Here is a 16839-nt window from a genome sequence, read left to right as displayed (position 1 = left end):
CGAGTCCGTGCCTCGGTGGATCTCGATACGCCCGCTGCGCGGGCTACTCGATCAGCATGTGCGGGCCCGCTGCGGGCTGCTCGATCAGCATGAACGCGGCTCGATCAGCATCGTCGCGCCGCGTCAGCTCGCGGTCAGCGCGTCGCGGAGGCGGACTCGGGAGCCCATGCGGAGCAGCGAGTTCGTGTAGATGCGGCTGGCGACGGCCATCACGGCCGCGGTGGCGACGACGAGGAGGCCGAGGGAGAGCAGCGGCTCCCACCACTGCGCCTCGCCGAAGAAGAGCCGCACGGGCATCGCGACCGGGGCGCTGAACGGCACGTAGGACAGGATCGACATCACCAGCGGGTTGTCGCCGAAGATGACGACGCCGAAGTACGGCACCATCACGAGCATCATCGCGGGCGTCATCACCGAGCCGGTGTCCTCCTGGCGCGAGACGAGCGCGGCTCCGGCCGCGAAGACGCTCGCGACCAGGACGAAGCCGAAGACGAAGAACACGACGAACCAGATCAGCGGCGCCGACAGCAGGTCGAGCAGCTCCGTCTGCCCCGTGATCGCGAGGGCCAGGGCCGAGGCGGCGGCGATCGCGGCGGCCGTGCCGACTCCGATCACCGAGTTGCCGAGGATCTTGCCGGCCAGGAGCGCCCGGGCGGGCACGGCGGCGAGCAGGATCTCGACGATGCGCGACTGCTTCTCCTGCACCGTGTTCTGCATGATGGTCGCGCCCGAGCCGAGCACGGCGAGCATGAAGACCAGGCCGAAGGCGAGGCCGATCAGCGTGCGCAGACCCGCGGGCGTCTCGGAGGGATCGAGCAGCTCGACCGCCGGGCTGACCGACAGGGCCGAGACCAGGCCCTCCGGTGCCTCGTCCAGCGCCAGGATCGAGAAGCCGATCGCGTCGTCGCTCGGCACGAGGGCCGCGTCGACGTCGCCGGAGCGCACCAGCTCCTCCGCCTCCGCCGCCGAGGCGACCTCGGTGACGTCGAGGGTGTCGGAGGCGGCGACCGAGGAGGCCGCGGAGCCCACGACCGCGACCGGCGTCGCGTCCACCGCGCGCGAGCCCAGCACGTTCGCGAGGACGATCCCGCCGATCACCAGGGCGAGGGTGATCACGGTCGAGACGAGGAACGCCTTCGAGCGGACCTGGGAGAGGATCTCGCGCTCGGCGACCAGGAGCGTCGCGCTCCACGTGCCGAGGCGGCCGTCCGGAGCGGCGGCGCCGGTGCCCGTGCCCTTCGTGCTGCTCGTCGTCATCGGACCGCCTCCACCTTCTCCTCGGCGCCCGCGGGCGCGCTCACCACGATGTCCCGGAAGATCTCTCCCAGGGTCGGCCGCACGGGCCGGAACGACGACACGCTGCCGCGCTCGACGGCGGCGCGCAGCACCGCGTCGGCCGCGGCCGGGTCGGCGTGGAAGAGCACCGACGTGCCCGCCAGCTCCTCCACCTCGACGCCCGGCACTCCGCGGACCCAGCCCGCGTCGCCGTCGATCTCGAGCGACCAGCGGTCACCCGAGTACTGCTCGCGCAGCGCCTCGCGCTCGCCCGCGGCCTTGACCTGCCCGCCGGCGATGATCACCAGGTCGTCGCAGAGCCGCTCGACCACGTCCAGCTGGTGGGACGAGAACAGCACCGGGATGCCGCGCGCGGCGTGCTCGGCGATCACCGTGACGACGTCGTCGACGGCGAGCGGGTCGAGTCCGGAGAAGGGCTCGTCCATGATCAGCACGTCCGGGTCGTGCACCAGGGCCGCCGCGACCTGCACGCGCTGCTGGTTGCCGAGCGAGAGGGCCTCCAGCTTGTCGCGCCGGCGCTCGATCAGGCCGAGCCGCTCGAGCAGGTCGTCGGCGCGCTGGACGGCGGTGGCCTTGTCGATGCCGTGCAGCCGGGCCAGGTAGGCGAGCTGCTCGCCGATCTCCATCTTCGGGTAGAGGCCGCGCTCCTCCGGCATGTAGCCGAAGCCGTGCAGCGCGGCCTGGCCGACCGGCGCGCCGTCGAGGGTGACCTCGCCGGAGTCCGGGCGGAGGACGCCGAGGATCATCCGCATGGTCGTGGTCTTGCCGGCACCGTTGCCGCCGACGAAGCCGGTGAGCCGGCCCCGGCCCACGTCGAAGCTGACGTCGTCCACGGCGCGGTGCGCCCCGAAACTGCGACTGATGTTCTGCACGCTGAGCATGCGACCTCCTCGGATCCGACTGACCCCTCCACGCTAGGGAGGGCGCGTCTCCGGCGCCTCCGGCGCGGGGGTGAACGGCGTGCTCCGCCTCAGGACGGAGGAAGCTCGGCGCTCCGCCGCGGGTCGACCAGGCCGGAGCGGTAGGCGAAGGCGACGGCCTGCACGCGGTCGCGCAGCGAGAGCTTCGCGAGCACGTTCGAGACGTGGGTCTTGACCGTCGCGCGGCCGACGACGAGCAGCTCCGCGATCTCGTCGTTGGAGAGGCCCTGGGCGAGGAGGCGGAGCACCTCGGTCTCGCGGGCGGTCAGGTTCTCCGGCGCCGCGCCCGGCTGCGCGGCGTGCTCCGCGGCCGGCGGCGCGGGCGCGGGACGGTCGCGCTCGCGGGCGACGGCGCGCTCGATCACGGCGCGGGTGAGCTCCGGCGCGAGCAGGGCGTCGCCCGCCGCGATCGCGCGGACGCCGGCGACGAGCCGCTCCGGTGGCGAGTTCTTCAGCAGGAAGCCGCTCGCGCCGGCCTCGAGCGCCGCGAGCAGGTAGTCCTCGCGCTCGAAGGTCGTCAGCATCAGCACCTGCACCGTCGCCTCCGGCTCGAGGAGGAGACGGCGGGTCGCCTCGAGCCCGCCGACGCCCGGCATCTCGACGTCCATGCAGACGACGTCCGGCCGGGTGCGCGCCACGACCTCGAGGGCCTCCTCGCCGCTGGACGCCTCGCCGACCACGTCGATGCCGTCCTGCAGCGAGAGGATCGTGCGGATGCCCTGCCGCATCAGCGCGTGGTCGTCGACGAGGACGACGCGGACGCCGCTCACGACCGGACCCCGTTCACGACCGGACCCCGTTCACGACCGGACCCCGAGCGGGACGGCGACGCGCACGACCCAGCCGGAGCCGGAGCGCGGCCCCGCGTCGAGCGAGCCGTCGAGGGTCGCTGCGCGCTCGCGCATCCCGAGCAGGCCCAGCCCGCCGCCCTGCCGGCGCGGGCCCGGGCGGCCGAGTCCGTCGTCGGCGACCTCGAGCTCGACACTGTCGCCGGTGTAGCGCAGGTGCACCCGCGCCCGCGTGCCCGGACCGGCGTGCTTGAGCACGTTCGTGAGCGACTCCTGGGCGATGCGGTACAGGTTCAGCCCGACCAGTGCCGGGAGCGCGACGGGCTCGCCGACGACCTCGAGCGAGACGCGGAGGCCCGAGGCCGCGGCGTCCTCGACCAGCGCAGGCAGGGCGTCGAGGTCGAGGGAGGCGGTGACCGGCTCGAGCGCGGACTCCTCGTCGCGGAGCGTCCCGAGCAGCTGGTACAGCTCGCCGACCGCGGCGCGCGAGGTGCCCTCGAGCGCCTGGAGCTGCTCGTGCGCCCGCGCGGGCTCGGCGTCGACGAGCATCCGCGCCGCCCCGGCCTGCACCCCCATCAGCGAGACGTGGTGGGCGACCGCGTCGTGCAGCTCGCGCGCGATCCGCAGCCGCTCGATGGTGATGGCCTGGCGGGCGACGGTCGACTGCTCCTGCTCGAGCTGGCGGGTGCGCAGGTCGGTCAGGGCGCGCTGGCGGGCCGAGGCCCAGGCGTGGTCGCCGAACCACCAGGCGCCGGCGAAGTAGAGGACGTTGATCAGGATCTGCTGGAGCATGAAGGCCGCGACCGGGGTGAGCGCGCCGATCCCGGCGCCCTCGAACTCGATCTCCTGCGTGCTCGCGCGGAAGAACGTGATCAGCAGCCAGATCCCCATCACGGCGACCAGCACGCCGCGCGCGGTGTTCGCCCGGGTGCGCCGCGGCTCCCACGCGCCGACGCTGTAGAGCGCCATGAACAGGGCGATGTTGCTGATCGTGAGCTCGGGCACCTCCAGCTCGCCGACCAGGATGAACGTGACGCCGATCACGGCGAGGACCGGGACGGGCGCCGCCCGGCGGAAGGCCAGCGGGAGCGTGACGAGGGCGAGGACGCCGGCGCTGAGCGCGGGGGAGGCGGGCTCGGTGAACAGCCCGATCGCGCGCCCGAGCACGAGCGAGAGCACGGCGGCGCCGAAGAGGACGACGGCGGTCACGACGTCGGTGCGGCGCTGATCGGGTGTCGCGGGCGGCCGGCGCCAGGCGCGGGAGTCCGGGGCGGCAGTCATGCCGTCAATCTATCCGTGCCGCTCTCTCTGTGCCGCTGGGCCCCGCCGCGACCCTCACGCGTGCGGGTGCGGGTGGCTGCGCTCGAGCGCCGCGCCCTCGAGGTCGACGTCGGGCAGGAGCCGGTCGAGCCAGCGGGGCAGCCACCAGGCCGAGCGGCCGAGCAGGTGCATCAGCGCCGGCATGAGCAGCATCCGCACGACGAACGCGTCGAGCAGCACCCCGAAGGCGAGGCCGAAGCCCATCGACCGGATGATGGTCGACTCGGAGAAGATGAAGCCGCCGAACACCGCGACCATGATCAGCGCCGCGGCGATCACCACCGCCTTGCCGGCCTGGAAGCCCTGCGCGACGGCGAGCCGGGCGTTCGCGCCGTGCACGTACGCCTCGCGCATCCCGGAGGCCAGGAACAGCTGGTAGTCCATCGCCAGCCCGAACAGGATGCCGACGAGGATCACAGGCAGGAAGCTCAGGATCGGCCCGGTCGAGTGCAGGCCGATCAGGTCGGCGCCCCAGCCGAACTGGAAGACCGCGACGATCAGGCCGTAGGTCGCGAAGAGCGACAGGATGAAGCCGCCCGTCGCGATCAGCGGCACGAGGAGCGAGCGGAACACCAGGATCATGATCAGCAGCGAGAGCCCGACGACGACCGCGAGGTAGGTCGGCAGGACGTCGTTCAGCCCCTCGGAGATGTCGATGTTCGTGGCCGCCTGCCCGGCGACGCCGAGCACGACGTCGTCGCCGACCGGGGGCAGCGCGCGCAGGCTCTGGACGAGTGCCTCGGTCGAGGCGCTGTTCGGCCCCTCGGCCGGCAGCACCTGGAACGCGAGCAGGGTGCCGTCGTCGGAGGCGGCGACGGGCGCCACGGCGACCACGTCCTCCTGCTCGGCGATGGTGCGGGCGACCTCCACCTGGGTGGCGAGGAGCGCGTCGTCGGCGGCGCCGCCGGGGACCGTCGCGGTGACCAGCAGCGGGCCGTTCGCGCCGGCGCCGAACTCGTCGCCGACGATCTCGAAGGTGCGGGCGCTCGTCGAGCCCTCCGGCTCGCTGGCGCCGTCGGGCAGCCCGAGGCGCATCGAGAGCGAGGGGATCGCGATGACGAGCAGCACCGCGACCGTCCCGACGACGGTGAGGACCGCGCGCAGGGTCGACATCGGCGCGACGGTCTTCGGCGCGGCGTGGTGGACCTTGGGGGAGCGGGCACTCCGGCGGAGGAGGCGGGTGCCGAGCAGGCCGAGGATCGCCGGGGCGAGGGTGACGGCGATCAGGACGGCGACGGCGACGCAGACCGCGCCGACCGTGCCCATCAGGCCGAGGAAGGGGATCCCGGTGATGTTCAGGGCGAGCAGCGCGACGACGACGGTCGAGCCGGCGAAGACGACGGCGGTGCCGGAGGTGCCGTTGGCGAGGCCGATCGACTCGCGGACCTCGACGCCCGAGAGCAGCTGCTTGCGGTGCCGGTTGACGATGAAGAGCGAGTAGTCGATCCCGACCGCGAGGCCGAGCATCACGCCGAGGACCGGGGTGACCGAGGCCATGTCGATGACGCCGGAGAAGGAGAGCGAGGCGGTGACGCCCACCCCGACGCCGACGAGCGCCGTGACGATCGGGAGCGCCGCGGCGACGAGCGAGCCGAGCATCACGATGAGGACGACACCGGCGAAGACGAGACCGACCGCCTCGCCGACGCCGAAGATCTGCGGGACGCCCTGAGCGAGGTCGGTCGCGAAGGTGACCTCGGCGCCGGCGACGGGCGCGGACTCGAAGTGGTCGATGACGCCCTGCTTGACCTCCTCCGGCAGCTCCAGGCGCGGCTCGGTGAAGGAGACGTTGACGATCGCGGTCGAGCCGTCCGCCGAGACGACGCCGATGCCGTCGGCGAGGGCGAGGAGCTCCTCGCCCTGATCGAGCGGGGCGACCCCGGCCTCGAGCTCCGTCCGGGAGGCGTTCAGCTCCGCCTGCTGCGCGTCGAGCTCGGCCTGCTGGGCGTCGAGCTGGGCCTGCTGCGCGTCGAGCGGCGCGAGCTGCGCGGGCCCGGCGCCGGCGGCGACCGCCTGCTCGCGCGCCGCGGTCAGCTGCTCCTGGCCTGCCGTGAGCTGCGCCTGCCCCGCGTCGAGCTGCGCCTGACCGGCGGCCAGCTGCTCCCGCCCGGCCTCGAGCTGCGCCCGCCCGTCGGTGAGCTGCTGCGCGCCGTCGAGCTGCGACTGCCGGGCGGCGAACGGATCGACGACCGCGGCCACGCCCTCGAGGTCGGCGGCCGAGGCGGCCAGCGCGGAGATCGCCGCCTCCTGCTCGGCGGTGAGGGCGGCGCCGTCGTCGCCGCGATAGACGACCGTGCCGGTGCCGCCCGCGGTGTCGGGCAGCTTCTCGGCGAGCTGGTCGGTGACGGCGCCGGAGGCGGTGCCCGGGATGTCGAAGCTGTTCGTCAGCGTGCCGCCCGCCGCGAGGAACGCGCCGACCGCGACGCCGAGGATCACGACCCAGGCGACGATCACCGCCCAGGCGCGGCGAGCGGCGACGGTGCCCAGTCGGAAGAGCAGGGAGGCCAAGGGGAGCTCCTATCGGGGTGCGCCTGACGAGAGGCTGCGGGCACGCGGGGTGCACGGCGGGGGCGGCGGTCCGTAGATCATACGGTACGTCTCGTCTACCGTCGCTGTACGCTCGACGCATGACGGAGCATCGGAGCGGACCGGTCCGCAGTGCCGCGGCCCGCGAGTCGGTCCTCGAGGCGACCGCGCGGCTGTTCGTCCAGCGGGGCTGGGACCACCTGACGATGGAGGGCATCGCCAAGGAGGCGGCCGTCTCCAAGCAGACGGTCTACCGCTGGTGGCCCTCCCGCGGCGCGCTGATCGCGGACTGCATGATCGAGGGCAGGCTCGTCGCGGTCGAGGTCGAGCTGCCGGACACCGGCGACCTGCGCCGCGACCTCTCGGGCTGGCTCGCGCCGATCCTGGAGCTGGCGGGCACGGAGCCCGGTGCGTCGCTCGTCCGGTCGCTGATCGCCGCCGGCGCGGAGGACGACGCCGTGGGGGAGCGGCTGGCGCGGGCGTTCGGGGTCGATCAGACCCTCGCGGACCGCTTCGCCAAGGCCGTCACGGCCGGTCAGCTCCCGGCCGACGCCCCGGTCGACGAGCTCGGGCTGTCGATCCTCGGGACGATCGTCCTGCCCGTCGTCGGCCGGCGGCCGCTCGACGCGGCGTCCGTGCTCGCGCACGTCGACTTCCTGCTGCGGCCGCGGGGCTGACGGGACGCGGAGGCGGGGCGACCCGCTCCGCTGTGCGCGGGAGCGGGTCGCCGAGGGGCCTGCGATCAGGCGCCGCTTGCGATCAGGCCCAGGCCCAGGAGGCGAGGACGGACTCGGCGACGGCCTCGCGCTGGTCGTCGTCCACGGTCGGGCTGAACGAGAAGGTGACGACGTAGGTCTGACCCTCGTCGGTCACGTAGTACTGCTCGACGGCGTAGGTCGCTCCGGACGCGGTGAGGTTCGCGCTCAGATGCGCTGACTCGGCGCCGGCCACGACGACGCGGTCGTTCGCCTCGACGTCGGTGGCACCGGCGCCCTCGAGCTCGTCCACTCCCGCCGACTCGACCTGCTCGGCCGAGACCTCGCCCGACGGGCTGAGCACGACGTTGACGTTGTCGGCGAAGCCGTCGGTGTCGGTGAGGTCGGCGGCGAGGGTGTCGGCGCCCATCGTCGCGGGGTCGGCGTCGGGGGCGCCCCAGCCCTCGGGGACGGAGTAGGAGTAGCCGTCGCCGGTGATCGTGTCGCCGGTCGCGGCGGCGGTGTCGATCTCGTCGGCGTCGCTGCCGGAGTCGGTGGCGCCGGGGGAGGAGCAGCCGGCGAGGAGGACGAGGACGGCGGCGGTGGCGCCGAGGCGGGCGGGGGCGCCGAAGCGCGCGAATCGAGACATCCCGCCAAAGTAGCGACGGCGATCGGGCCGCCGCATCCCCCGTGCCGGGGATGCGGCGGAGGGGTCCCGTCGGACCGGGGCCGCCGCCGACTACGCTGGGAGGCCATATGGCATCCGACAGCGAACCCTCCGTCACCCTCACCGATCCGCTCGAGGAGCGCCTGCGCGCCCAGGTCGCCCGCGAGGGCGAGCGCGCGGTCGCCCTCCGCTCGGCCGCGCTGCTGACCGGCGGCTACGAGGGCGAGGCGTTCCTGCTCACCGTCGGCGGCGAGCACGCGGCGGGCGTCCTGCAGGGCGCGCCCTCGCTCTACTGGCCCGAGCTGTGGGGCGCCCGCGCCCTGCTCTACGTCTGGGACGACACCGCGGCCGACGCGGTGCTCGCCGGGCTGGCGAACCCGGCCTGGCGCGTCCGCGAGATGTGCGCGCGGGTCTGCGCCGAGCGCGTGCTGGGCGGGCAGAAGAAGCTGGCGCGCCTCACCACCGACGAGCACGCGCGGGTCCGCGCGGCGGGAGCGCGGGCGCTGGTCGCCGCGGCGATCGCCGGGATCGGCTCCGGGCGCGACGCGAAGGGCGAGTTCGCGGCGAGCGTCGAGCAGACGCTGACGTCGATGGTGCGGGACCCGGACAAGGACGTGCGCCGCGACGTGCGCGCCTGCCTCGACCAGCTGCGCGACGCGCGCCGCTGACTCCGGGCGCGGCCCCGCCTCTCCGACCCGAGTCGAGGGCCTGCTCGCGCCTCAGCCGCCGACGTGGGAGCCGAAGCCGGACTTGCCGGTGCCGCCGAAGCCGCCCGCGAGGGTCGCCTTCGTGCCGGGCGCAGCTCCGGCGGGCGCCTTCTGCACCACGTCGGGCTGGGTGGCGCCGCGCGCGGCGAACCCACCGGTGGTGACCGGCGCCCAGCTCGTGGCGCGCGTGGAGTTCCAGCGCGAGGACGCGAAGATCAGCGGGCCCAGCCACAAGCCGCCCGCGTAGTGCCCGCGGTACTCGTCGGTCGCCTCGCAGAGCTGCTCGGGATCGTCGCCGACCTCCTCGCCCTCGGCCTGCAGCTGCGCGATCTGCTCGCGGACGTCGGCGAGGCAGTCCTCGCGGCTCGAGTACACCGGGCGCTCGGCGTTCTCCGGGATCACGTAGTCCTGGCCGTCCGCGCCCGTGGTGACGACGCCGTCGGTCGAGGGGTTCGCGGAGTTCAGCGCGGCCGCGAGACCGAGCACGCCGACGGCCACGACTCCGCCGATGACCAGGCCGCGGCGCTTCGAGGCGATGCCGCTGATCCCGACGTCGCCCGAGCGGCGCCGGGTGCGGGTGGTGCCGGCTGCGCTGTCCGTGCCGGCTGCGCCGTCGGCCGGGGCGTCCTGGGGACGGTCGGAGCGGTCGTCGGGGGTGGTCATCGGATCTCCTCGTCCTGCGGGCGGTTCTCCCGCGAGTCTTGGGGGCGGCCGGGCTCGGGGCGGCCGAACACGGGGCTGCCGGTGTCGGGGTCGTCGGCGGCGGCGCGGCCCTCCTCGATGAAGTGCGGCACGAACTCGGCCAGATCGCCGGTGATCGGCCCGCCGGTCTCGCGGACGTCGATGCCGGCCGGGGTCTCGCCGACGATCCAGCTGCCGATGACGACCGTGCGGCCGTCGAGGCGGGCCAGGTCGGCGAGGGCCTGATGCACGAAGCCCTCCTCGCCGTAAGCGCCGCCGTTCTCCGCCACGACCGCGCCGTCCGCGTCGAGGATCGTGACGTTCGCGCCCTCGCGGCCGAGCCGGGGCTTGCGGACCTGCGCCCGGCCGACGAGCGGCTCGACGGAGGCGGACAGCAGATTCGGGTGGTCGGGGAAGAGCTCCCAGAGCACCACCAGCAGCTGCTTGTTGCTGAGCAGCAGCTTCCAGGCCGGCTCGACCCAGCGGGTGCGCTCGCGGCGGTCGAGCAGGAGCCCGCCGAACTGCTCGCCGAGCATCCACTCCCACGGGTAGAGCTTGAAGATCCGCCGGATCGGCTCGCCGTCGGCGTCGACGAAGCCTGCGCCGTCGAGCTCGTAGCGGATGTCCTCGACGAAGATCAGCTTCGGGTCGAAGCCGGCCTGCGACGCGGTCTCGGCCATGTAGGCGACGGTGTCGGCGTCCTCGACGATCAGCTCGCCGTCGCCGGAGTCGTGCAGCGACGCGAGATGCAGCCGGGCGCCCTCGTCGACGCGCCAGCGGTCGACGCGGAGGTGACGCCACTGCTCGACGAGCTGCTCGTGCAGGCTGTTGAACTGGTCGGCCATCGGCCCGTGCGTCTCCTCGAGCCACTGCCACTGCGCGGCGGCCGTCTCGACCAGGGAGGTGGGGGTGTCGGCGTTGAACTCGAGCAGGGTCACCGTGCCGGCGCCGTCGTAGGCGAGGTCGAAGCGCCCGTAGACGGTGGGGTCGTCCTCGTCCCACGAGGTGCGGACGAGATCGTGGAAGCGCTCCGGGATGCCGAACTCGGCGAAGCGGCCGGTGCGGACGACGTGCTCGCAGGCCTCCATGCAGCGGTCGAACAGCTCCTGGGTCGCGCTCTCGAGCAGCTCGATCTCGGCGGCGGTGAAGCCGTACGCGGCGGACTCGTTCCAGTACGGCCGGCCGCCCTCGGAGGGGAGGTCGTAGAAGCTGAAGCCGACCTCGTCGCAGCGCGCACGCCAGTCGGGACGCGGGGTCTGGCTGTGTCTGCGCATGTGCGTCCAGTCTACGGCGAGGTCGCCCGCCCGACCCGGGCCGGGGCCTGGGTCGCGGGCGCCTCAGAGGTAGTCGACCCCGTAGAGGTCGTCGTAGTCGGGTGCCGCGTCGGTGTGCGGTGCGGTCGGCAGCGGGGCCTCGTCGTGCAGCTCCAGCACCACCGAGCTCGACGCGGTCAGCAGCACCTCGACGTGTCCGCCGAGCACCGTCCGCAGCGAGAGGAAGGCCGGGGCGGCGCGCATCGCCTCGAGGACGGCGCGCTTCGTCTCCTCCATCGTCGCGTCCGCGGCGAGCAGGTAGGTCCGCTCGGACACCGTCACCTGGAGCATGGTTCCCCCGTCTCGTGCGGCCTCGGGGCCGGAGTCCTCAGAGTACGGAGCGGAGCGGATCGGGATGACAGCGTTGACCGGCGGTCGGCGGTCGGGTAGGGCGCGGGGGTTCGGGCGGTGCCAGCGGGGGCCCGCCGGTGGCGGCCTCATGCGCTGTCCCGCCACTCGGGCCAGGGCGTGACGACGGTCATCGGGCCGCGGCCGATCGGCTCGCCGCCGCTGAGCAGCTCCGACAGCCGCTGGGCCGCTGCGCGGGCGATCGCCGCGCGGTCGATGGTGAGGGAGGTGAGACTCGGGATCATGGCGGCGCCGAGGCTCAGGCCGTCGATGCCGGCGATGCGGACGTCCCCCGGAACCTGCAGCCCGAGCCGGCTCGCCCGCTGCAGTGCGCCGAGCGCCATCATGTCGTTGAACGCGACGACGGCGTCGACCTCGGGGTGGTCGGCGATCAGCGCGCCGAACGCCTCGGCGCCGCCCGCGATGGTCTCGTCGCCGGCGGTGATCAGCACCGGCTCGCCGGGGGTGAGGCACTCCTCGAAGCACCGCCGCCGAGCGCTCGGGGTGTATGTGTCGGGATCTGCTTCGTCAGGATCTGCGTCGTCGGTATCCGCGTGGTCGATCATCGCGAGTCGGCGGGCCCCGCGCTCCCGCAGGCCGCCGACGAGCTCGCGCATGCCGGGGGCGAAGTCCACGGCGATCGCGTGCACGCCGGGCAGCTCCGCTGCGCGCTCGATCAGGAGGACCGGCACTCCGCGCGCCGCCCTCCGGATCGACTCCAGGTCCTCGCGGGCCAGGTAGCCGACGATCGCGTCCACCTGGGTGGCGAGGTCGGCGACGATCTGCCGCTCCGATTCGTTCGTCTCGGCGACCACGACGACCTGCCAGCCGCGGGCGGCGAACTCCTCCAGCAGGTCGGCGGCGAGGTCGGTGTAGTAGGGATTCCGCAGCGACCTGATGACCAGGCCGATCGCGATGCTCTTCTGCCGGGCCATGTTCGCGGCGAAGCGGCTGGGGACGTAGCCGAGGGCCTCGCTGACCGCGAGCACGTGGTCCCGCGTCGCCGCGCTGATCTCGGTCATCCCGTTCATCGCGCGGGTGACGGTCTGACGGGAGACGCCGGCCTCGCGGGCGACGTCGCGGATGGTGGCGCGGCGGGCGAGGGCGTCGGGTCGCGGAGGGAGGTCGGGCGACGACGGTGGGGCCGGCGACGGTGGGGCATCGAGGTGGTCCACGGTCGTCTCCTTCGGGTGATCGGCGGCCAGCGGAAGGCGGCGGGCGGCGCACGGGTACGGCGTGCGCGGCGCGTGCCTGGACCTGCCGACGGCGGCCAGCTTAGCGGGCAGGTGAACGGCGCCGTGACCGTTCACGGAAACGACGATGGAGTGCGCTGTCGAGGTCGTCGTCGCGTGGATCTCGATACGCGCTGCGCGCTACTCGACCAGCATGGAGCGCGTCGCGCCTGCTCTCACAGCACGGGGTGCGGCGCATCATGCTGATCGAGTAGCCCGCGGAGCGGGCGTATCGAGATCCACCGTCGTGCCGAGCGTGGGTCTCAATACGCGCTGCGCGCTGCTCGACCAGTAGGGAGGGGGCCGCTCGCATGGCGCGGCGCTACGCGCGGTGCGGGTACAGCGCGACGGCCGCGGGGTCGACCGTGAAGTCGACCTCGTCGCCGATGCCCGCGCCGAGAGCCGCGAGCTGCGCGGGGGACAGGTCGGCCGAGATCGCGGCGGCGCGCACGCGGACGAGGTCGCCGCGCCGCTCCAGGTCGCGGATGCGGGCGCGGAGCCGGTCCGGTCCCGGTGCTCGCGTGTCCGCCGGCCCGACCGACACCGCGGCGGGGCGGAAGGCGGCCGCGGCGCGCGCGCCCACCGGGACTCCGCTCGCGTCTGCGACCCGCAGCTCCAGCCCGTCGTCGGTGCGCAGTCCGGTGCCGGTCGCGACGCCGGTGAGCAGGTTGAGCGCGGCGAGCTCGGCCGTGAACGGGCTCTGCGGCCGCTCCAGGACCTCGTGGGTCGGTCCGTCCTCGATCACCCGCCCGCCGTGCAGGACGACGACGCGGTCGGCCAGCGTGTAGGCGTCGAGCACGTCGTGGGTGATCAGGATCGTCGTGCGCCCGGGCAGGACCCGGCGCAGCATCCGCCGCAGCAGTGGGGCGACCGAGACGTCGAGGGCGGCCATCGGCTCGTCCAGCAGCAGCAGCTCCGGACTCGGGGCCAGGGCCCGCGCGAGCGCCACCCGCTGCGCCTGGCCGCCGGAGAGCTCCGCGGGTCGGCGGCCGGCGAGGTCGGCGGCCTCCACGGCGTCGAGCCAGGTGCGCGCGATCGCGGCCGAGGCGGAGCGGCTCGCACCGGTGCTGCGCGGACCGAAGGCGACGTTGTCGAGGACGCTGAGGTGCGGGAAGAGCAGCGGGTCCTGGGCGAGCAGCGCGACGCTGCGCCGGTGCGGCGGCAGGTGCAGGCGCCGCTCGGTGTCGAAGAGAATCCGCTCGCCCGAAGCCGGCGTGCCCAGGGTCGCCCGGCCCTCGTCCGCGCGGAGTAGACCGGCGATCAGACCGACGAGCGTCGACTTGCCGGCGCCGTTGGGTCCGAGCACCGCGGTCGTCGTCCCCTCCGCCACTCGCAGCTCGACGTCGAAGTCCCGCGCGGAGAGTCGGGCGCGCACGTGCAGACTCATCGACCGGCTCCGACCCGGGCTCCGACCCGGGCTCCGACTCGTCCTGCGACCCGGGCCCCGCGCGGCCGCCGGTACGCCAGCCCGATCACGAGCACCGCGACGGCGACCAGCACCAGCGACAGGGCGACCGCGGCGTCCGGGTCGGTCTCGCGCTGGAGGTAGATCTCCAGCGGGAGCGTGCGGGTCACCCCCTGCAGGCTGCCGGCGAAGGTCAGGGTCGCGCCGAACTCGCCGAGCGCGCGCGCGAAGGAGAGGATCGCGCCCGAGAGCAGCCCGGGCAGGATCAGCGGCAGGGTCACCCGGCGCAGCACGGTCGAGGGTCGCGCGCCGAGCGTCGCCGCGACGCTCTCGTAGCGGTCGCCGGCCGAGCGGAGCGCCCCCTCCAGGCTCAGCACGAGGAACGGGAGCGCCACGAACGTCTGCGCGAGGATCACCGCGGCGGTGGAGAACGCGATGCGGATCCCGAGCGCCTCCAGGGTGCCGCCGAGCAGCCCCAGCCGCCCGAATGTGGCGAGGAGGGCGATGCCGCCGACCACCGGCGGCAGCACCAGCGGCAGCAGGACGAGGGCGCGCAGGAGTCCCTGGCCGGGGAAGGTCGTGCGGGCGAGCGTCAGCGCCATCGGCACGCCGATCAGCACGCAGAGCAGGGTGGCGGCCGCGGCGGTGCGCAGACTCAGCAGGAGCGCCGCGATCGAGGAGTCGGACGTGATCAGCGGGACGAACCCCGCCCAGTCGACGCGCGAGAGGATGCCCGCCAGCGGCAGAAGGACGAACGCCGCGCCGACCGCAGCGACGACGAGGACCCAGCGGGGGACTCCCGACGAGAGGGTCACGCCTTGCCGTTCGGCGTCTCCACGACGACCATCGTCGCCTTGACGATCGCGACCGCCGGCGTGCCGGGCTCGAGGCCGAGCTCGCGGACGGCCTCCGCCGACATCAGCGACACCACGCGGTGCGGGCCGCACTGCAGCTCGACCTGGGCCATCACGGTGTCCGAGACGACCGAGGTGACGATGCCGACGAAGCGGTTGCGGGCCGAGCGGCCCACCTCGCTGGGGTCGACGGGGAGGATCGCGTTCTGGCGGGCGAGGCGGGCGAGGTCGAGGCCGTCGACGACGCTGCGGCCCGAGGCGTCCTTGGTGCTGGCGAGCGTCCCGTTCTCGATCCAGCGGCGGACGGTGTCGTCGCTCACGCCGAGGTAGGCGGCGGCGTTGCGGATCCTGATCTGCGGCATGGTCAGGGGGCTCCGAATCCTGCGGCGGCGAGCACGGTCCGGCCCTCGTCGCCGGCGACGTAGGCGGTGAAGGCCGCGGCGAGCTCGGGGGCGGCGGAGCCGGCGACCGGGGCGATCGGGTAGGTGTTGACGGTCTGCGCCGACTCGGGGAACGGGATGCCGACCACCGCGTCACCGGCGGCAGCGACGTCGGTCACGTAGACCAGGCCCGCGTCGGCCTCGCCGAAGGTGACCTTGCCGAGGACGTCGGTGACGGAGGACTCCTCGCTGACCGGCTGGAGATCGACTCCGGTCGCGGTCTCGACCGCGGTGGTCGCGGCGCCGCAGGGTACCTGGGGGGCGCAGACGACGGTCTTCACCCCGTCGCGGGCGAGATCGGCGAAGGAGGCGATGCCCGCGGGGTTCGCCGGGGGGACGGCGATCTCGAGGGTGTTGGTCGCGAAGTCGACGGCGTCGCCCGCGATCAGACCCGCGTCGGTGAGCTTCGCCATGTTCTTCTCGTCGGCGGAGGCGAAGACGTCCGCCGGGGCGCCGTTGCTGATCTGGGTCACGAGGTCGGAGGAGCCGGCGAAGGTCAGCTCGACCGTGCTGCCGGGGTGCTCCTCCTCGAACGCGGTCGCGATCTCGGTGAAGGAGGCCTTCAGAGACGCGGCGGCGAAGACGGTGATCGACCCGGACGGCTCGGTGGACGGCGCGGCGGGTGACGCGCTGGTGGCGGCGGAGGCGGAGCAGCCGGTGAGGGCCGCGAGCACGGCCCCGGCGGCGAGGGCCGCGGTGGCGGCGCGGGGGAGTGGCATGGGGGACCTTCCGGCGGGCGCAGGCGGGGCGTTTCTCCGCAGGCGCGTGTGACTGCCCATGCTACAGCCGCAGATCCGGACGTCCATGCTGATCGAGTAGCCCACACAGCGGGCGTATCGAAATCCCGTGACCGGCAGGGGTGGGTCTCGATACGCCGCCTGCGGCGGCTACTCGACCAGCATGTCTCCGGGCCGCTTACGCGGGGAGGAGGTCCGCGTAGCGGGTGGCGGGGTCGAGGGCGAGGCCGGGCTTGACCGTGCGGGCGGTGTCGTCGGCGAGGACCTCGGTGGCGCCGGACTCGAGGCCGTCGAGGGCGGCCGTCACGATCGCCGCGGGGCTCGACTTGGCGGCGTCCGACCAGGAGGCCATGTCGGTGTCGACGAGGCCCATGTGCAGGCCGAGCACCTGGGTGCTCTGCGGGGCGAGGGCGAGGCGCAGCCCGTCCGTGACGCTCCACGCCGTCGCCTTGGACATCGAGTACGACTCCGCCCCCGGGAACGAGACGAAGGACGCCACCGAGAGGACGTTCAGCAGGGCGCCGCCGCCGGCCCGGCGCAGGCTCTCGGCGAAGGCGCGGGCGATCATCAGCGGTCCGTAGGCGTTGGTCTCGACGGTGCGGCGGATCTCGTCGAGGTCGCCGGTGAGGAAGTCGACGGTCGGCGCGATGCCGGCGTTGTTGACGACGATCGAGACGTCGCCGAGGGTCGCCGCGAGCTCGGCGATGCGCGCCTGGTCGGTCACGTCGAGCGCGATCGGCACGACGCCCGGCGCCGCCTCGATCGATGCGACGTTCCGCGCCGCGGCGTAGACGGTGCGAGCGCCGCGGGCCGTCAGCTGCCGGACGAACTCGGCGCCGATCCCGCGATTGGCGCCGGTCACGAGCACGACGGAGTCCTGGATCTGCATGGTGTGCCTTTCTGTAGCGGT

The 16839-nt window shown here is 73.9% G+C and carries 17 protein-coding genes; 2 read left to right on the top strand and 15 right to left on the bottom strand.

From position 1 onward, the window contains the following. Nucleotides 1-123 precede the first annotated feature (123 nt). The 5 genes from HQQ82_RS01610 to HQQ82_RS01590 all read right to left on the bottom strand — a co-directional run bounded on the left by HQQ82_RS01610 (nucleotide 124) and on the right by HQQ82_RS01590 (nucleotide 6832). A complete protein-coding gene (locus HQQ82_RS01610; protein ID WP_173231352.1) occupies nucleotides 124-1257 on the bottom strand; it encodes an ABC transporter permease in 1134 nt (377 codons plus the stop codon). Then, on the bottom strand, nucleotides 1254-2177 hold the full coding sequence (locus HQQ82_RS01605) for an ABC transporter ATP-binding protein (RefSeq protein ID WP_173231351.1): 924 nt from the start codon (nucleotides 2175-2177) through the stop codon (nucleotides 1254-1256). The genes HQQ82_RS01610 and HQQ82_RS01605 overlap by 4 nt, the downstream gene beginning before the upstream one ends. Nucleotides 2178-2266: 89 nt before the next feature. Next, complete coding sequence (locus HQQ82_RS01600) at nucleotides 2267-2986, bottom strand: response regulator (RefSeq protein ID WP_367947765.1); 720 nt, start codon at nucleotides 2984-2986, stop codon at nucleotides 2267-2269. A 30-nt stretch (nucleotides 2987-3016) separates the two neighbouring features. Next, nucleotides 3017-4285, bottom strand: a complete 1269-nt coding sequence (locus HQQ82_RS01595) for a sensor histidine kinase (RefSeq protein WP_173231350.1) — start codon at nucleotides 4283-4285, stop codon at nucleotides 3017-3019. A 54-nt stretch (nucleotides 4286-4339) separates the two neighbouring features. Next, entirely contained in the window at nucleotides 4340-6832 is a 2493-nt protein-coding gene (locus HQQ82_RS01590) for an MMPL family transporter (RefSeq protein WP_173231349.1), read from the bottom strand. 119 nt (nucleotides 6833-6951) lie between these two features. Here HQQ82_RS01590 and HQQ82_RS01585 point away from each other — a divergent pair, with 119 nt between their 5' ends. Beyond that, nucleotides 6952-7527, top strand: a complete 576-nt coding sequence (locus HQQ82_RS01585) for a TetR/AcrR family transcriptional regulator (RefSeq protein WP_173231348.1) — start codon at nucleotides 6952-6954, stop codon at nucleotides 7525-7527. 82 nt (nucleotides 7528-7609) lie between these two features. Here the strand turns inward: HQQ82_RS01585 and HQQ82_RS01580 are convergent, their stop codons facing one another. Beyond that, nucleotides 7610-8194, bottom strand: coding sequence for a hypothetical protein (locus HQQ82_RS01580; RefSeq protein ID WP_173231347.1), 585 nt, complete (start codon nucleotides 8192-8194; stop codon nucleotides 7610-7612). 107 nt (nucleotides 8195-8301) lie between these two features. Between HQQ82_RS01580 and HQQ82_RS01575 the strand changes: the two genes are divergently transcribed. Further along, on the top strand, nucleotides 8302-8880 hold the full coding sequence (locus HQQ82_RS01575; RefSeq protein WP_254071161.1) for a HEAT repeat domain-containing protein: 579 nt from the start codon (nucleotides 8302-8304) through the stop codon (nucleotides 8878-8880). 51 nt (nucleotides 8881-8931) lie between these two features. On the opposite strand, the gene HQQ82_RS01570 is transcribed toward HQQ82_RS01575, so the two are convergent. The 9 genes from HQQ82_RS01570 to HQQ82_RS01530 all read right to left on the bottom strand — a co-directional run bounded on the left by HQQ82_RS01570 (nucleotide 8932) and on the right by HQQ82_RS01530 (nucleotide 16818). Then, on the bottom strand, nucleotides 8932-9582 hold the full coding sequence (locus HQQ82_RS01570; RefSeq protein WP_173231346.1) for a hypothetical protein: 651 nt from the start codon (nucleotides 9580-9582) through the stop codon (nucleotides 8932-8934). Next, complete coding sequence (locus HQQ82_RS01565) at nucleotides 9579-10874, bottom strand: glutathionylspermidine synthase family protein (RefSeq protein WP_173231345.1); 1296 nt, start codon at nucleotides 10872-10874, stop codon at nucleotides 9579-9581. The genes HQQ82_RS01570 and HQQ82_RS01565 overlap by 4 nt, the downstream gene beginning before the upstream one ends. A 63-nt stretch (nucleotides 10875-10937) precedes the next feature. Continuing rightward, the gene (locus HQQ82_RS01560; protein WP_216848137.1) at nucleotides 10938-11204 is read right to left on the bottom strand and encodes a hypothetical protein; all 267 of its coding nucleotides are present in this window, start codon (nucleotides 11202-11204) and stop codon (nucleotides 10938-10940) included. 146 nt (nucleotides 11205-11350) lie between these two features. After that, nucleotides 11351-12436 (bottom strand): LacI family DNA-binding transcriptional regulator, encoded by a 1086-nt coding sequence (locus HQQ82_RS01555; RefSeq protein ID WP_173231343.1) that lies wholly within the window; start codon nucleotides 12434-12436, stop codon nucleotides 11351-11353. Between the two features lie 379 nt (nucleotides 12437-12815). Beyond that, entirely contained in the window at nucleotides 12816-13880 is a 1065-nt protein-coding gene (locus HQQ82_RS01550; RefSeq protein WP_173231342.1) for a sulfate/molybdate ABC transporter ATP-binding protein, read from the bottom strand. Continuing rightward, complete coding sequence (locus HQQ82_RS01545; RefSeq protein ID WP_173231341.1) at nucleotides 13877-14713, bottom strand: ABC transporter permease; 837 nt, start codon at nucleotides 14711-14713, stop codon at nucleotides 13877-13879. The genes HQQ82_RS01550 and HQQ82_RS01545 overlap by 4 nt, the downstream gene beginning before the upstream one ends. Continuing rightward, nucleotides 14710-15114, bottom strand: coding sequence for a molybdopterin-binding protein (locus HQQ82_RS01540; protein WP_173231340.1), 405 nt, complete (start codon nucleotides 15112-15114; stop codon nucleotides 14710-14712). Before HQQ82_RS01540 ends, HQQ82_RS01545 begins: the two co-directional genes overlap by 4 nt. Before the next feature lie 2 nt (nucleotides 15115-15116). Further along, complete coding sequence (gene modA, locus HQQ82_RS01535) at nucleotides 15117-15911, bottom strand: molybdate ABC transporter substrate-binding protein (protein WP_173231339.1); 795 nt, start codon at nucleotides 15909-15911, stop codon at nucleotides 15117-15119. A gap of 196 nt (nucleotides 15912-16107) precedes the next feature. Further along, a complete protein-coding gene (locus HQQ82_RS01530; RefSeq protein WP_173231338.1) occupies nucleotides 16108-16818 on the bottom strand; it encodes an SDR family oxidoreductase in 711 nt (236 codons plus the stop codon). Nucleotides 16819-16839 lie beyond the last annotated feature (21 nt).

It is taken from the genome of Rathayibacter sp. VKM Ac-2856 (genome assembly GCF_013205055.1).
Classification (GTDB): Bacteria; Actinomycetota; Actinomycetes; order Actinomycetales; family Microbacteriaceae; genus Rathayibacter.
The sequence above is the reverse complement of the archived record's forward strand: the minus strand, read 5'-3'. Positions and strand labels throughout refer to the sequence as shown.

What these genes read in the sequence shown, in the direction of transcription:
- HQQ82_RS01540 (WP_173231340.1), bottom strand. Translation starts at nt 15,114, where the DNA reads ATGCCGCAGATCAGGATCCGCAACGCCGCCGCCTACCTCGGCGTGAGC.
- HQQ82_RS01585 (WP_173231348.1), top strand. Translation starts at nt 6,952, where the DNA reads ATGACGGAGCATCGGAGCGGACCGGTCCGCAGTGCCGCGGCCCGCGAG.
- HQQ82_RS01580 (WP_173231347.1), bottom strand. Translation starts at nt 8,194, where the DNA reads ATGTCTCGATTCGCGCGCTTCGGCGCCCCCGCCCGCCTCGGCGCCACC.
- HQQ82_RS01570 (WP_173231346.1), bottom strand. Translation starts at nt 9,582, where the DNA reads ATGACCACCCCCGACGACCGCTCCGACCGTCCCCAGGACGCCCCGGCC.
- modA (WP_173231339.1), bottom strand. Translation starts at nt 15,911, where the DNA reads ATGCCACTCCCCCGCGCCGCCACCGCGGCCCTCGCCGCCGGGGCCGTG.
- HQQ82_RS01560 (WP_216848137.1), bottom strand. Translation starts at nt 11,204, where the DNA reads ATGCTCCAGGTGACGGTGTCCGAGCGGACCTACCTGCTCGCCGCGGAC.
- HQQ82_RS01575 (WP_254071161.1), top strand. Translation starts at nt 8,302, where the DNA reads ATGGCATCCGACAGCGAACCCTCCGTCACCCTCACCGATCCGCTCGAG.
- HQQ82_RS01610 (WP_173231352.1), bottom strand. Translation starts at nt 1,257, where the DNA reads ATGACGACGAGCAGCACGAAGGGCACGGGCACCGGCGCCGCCGCTCCG.
- HQQ82_RS01550 (WP_173231342.1), bottom strand. Translation starts at nt 13,880, where the DNA reads ATGAGTCTGCACGTGCGCGCCCGACTCTCCGCGCGGGACTTCGACGTC.
- HQQ82_RS01595 (WP_173231350.1), bottom strand. Translation starts at nt 4,285, where the DNA reads ATGACTGCCGCCCCGGACTCCCGCGCCTGGCGCCGGCCGCCCGCGACA.
- HQQ82_RS01530 (WP_173231338.1), bottom strand. Translation starts at nt 16,818, where the DNA reads ATGCAGATCCAGGACTCCGTCGTGCTCGTGACCGGCGCCAATCGCGGG.
- HQQ82_RS01565 (WP_173231345.1), bottom strand. Translation starts at nt 10,874, where the DNA reads ATGCGCAGACACAGCCAGACCCCGCGTCCCGACTGGCGTGCGCGCTGC.
- HQQ82_RS01605 (WP_173231351.1), bottom strand. Translation starts at nt 2,177, where the DNA reads ATGCTCAGCGTGCAGAACATCAGTCGCAGTTTCGGGGCGCACCGCGCC.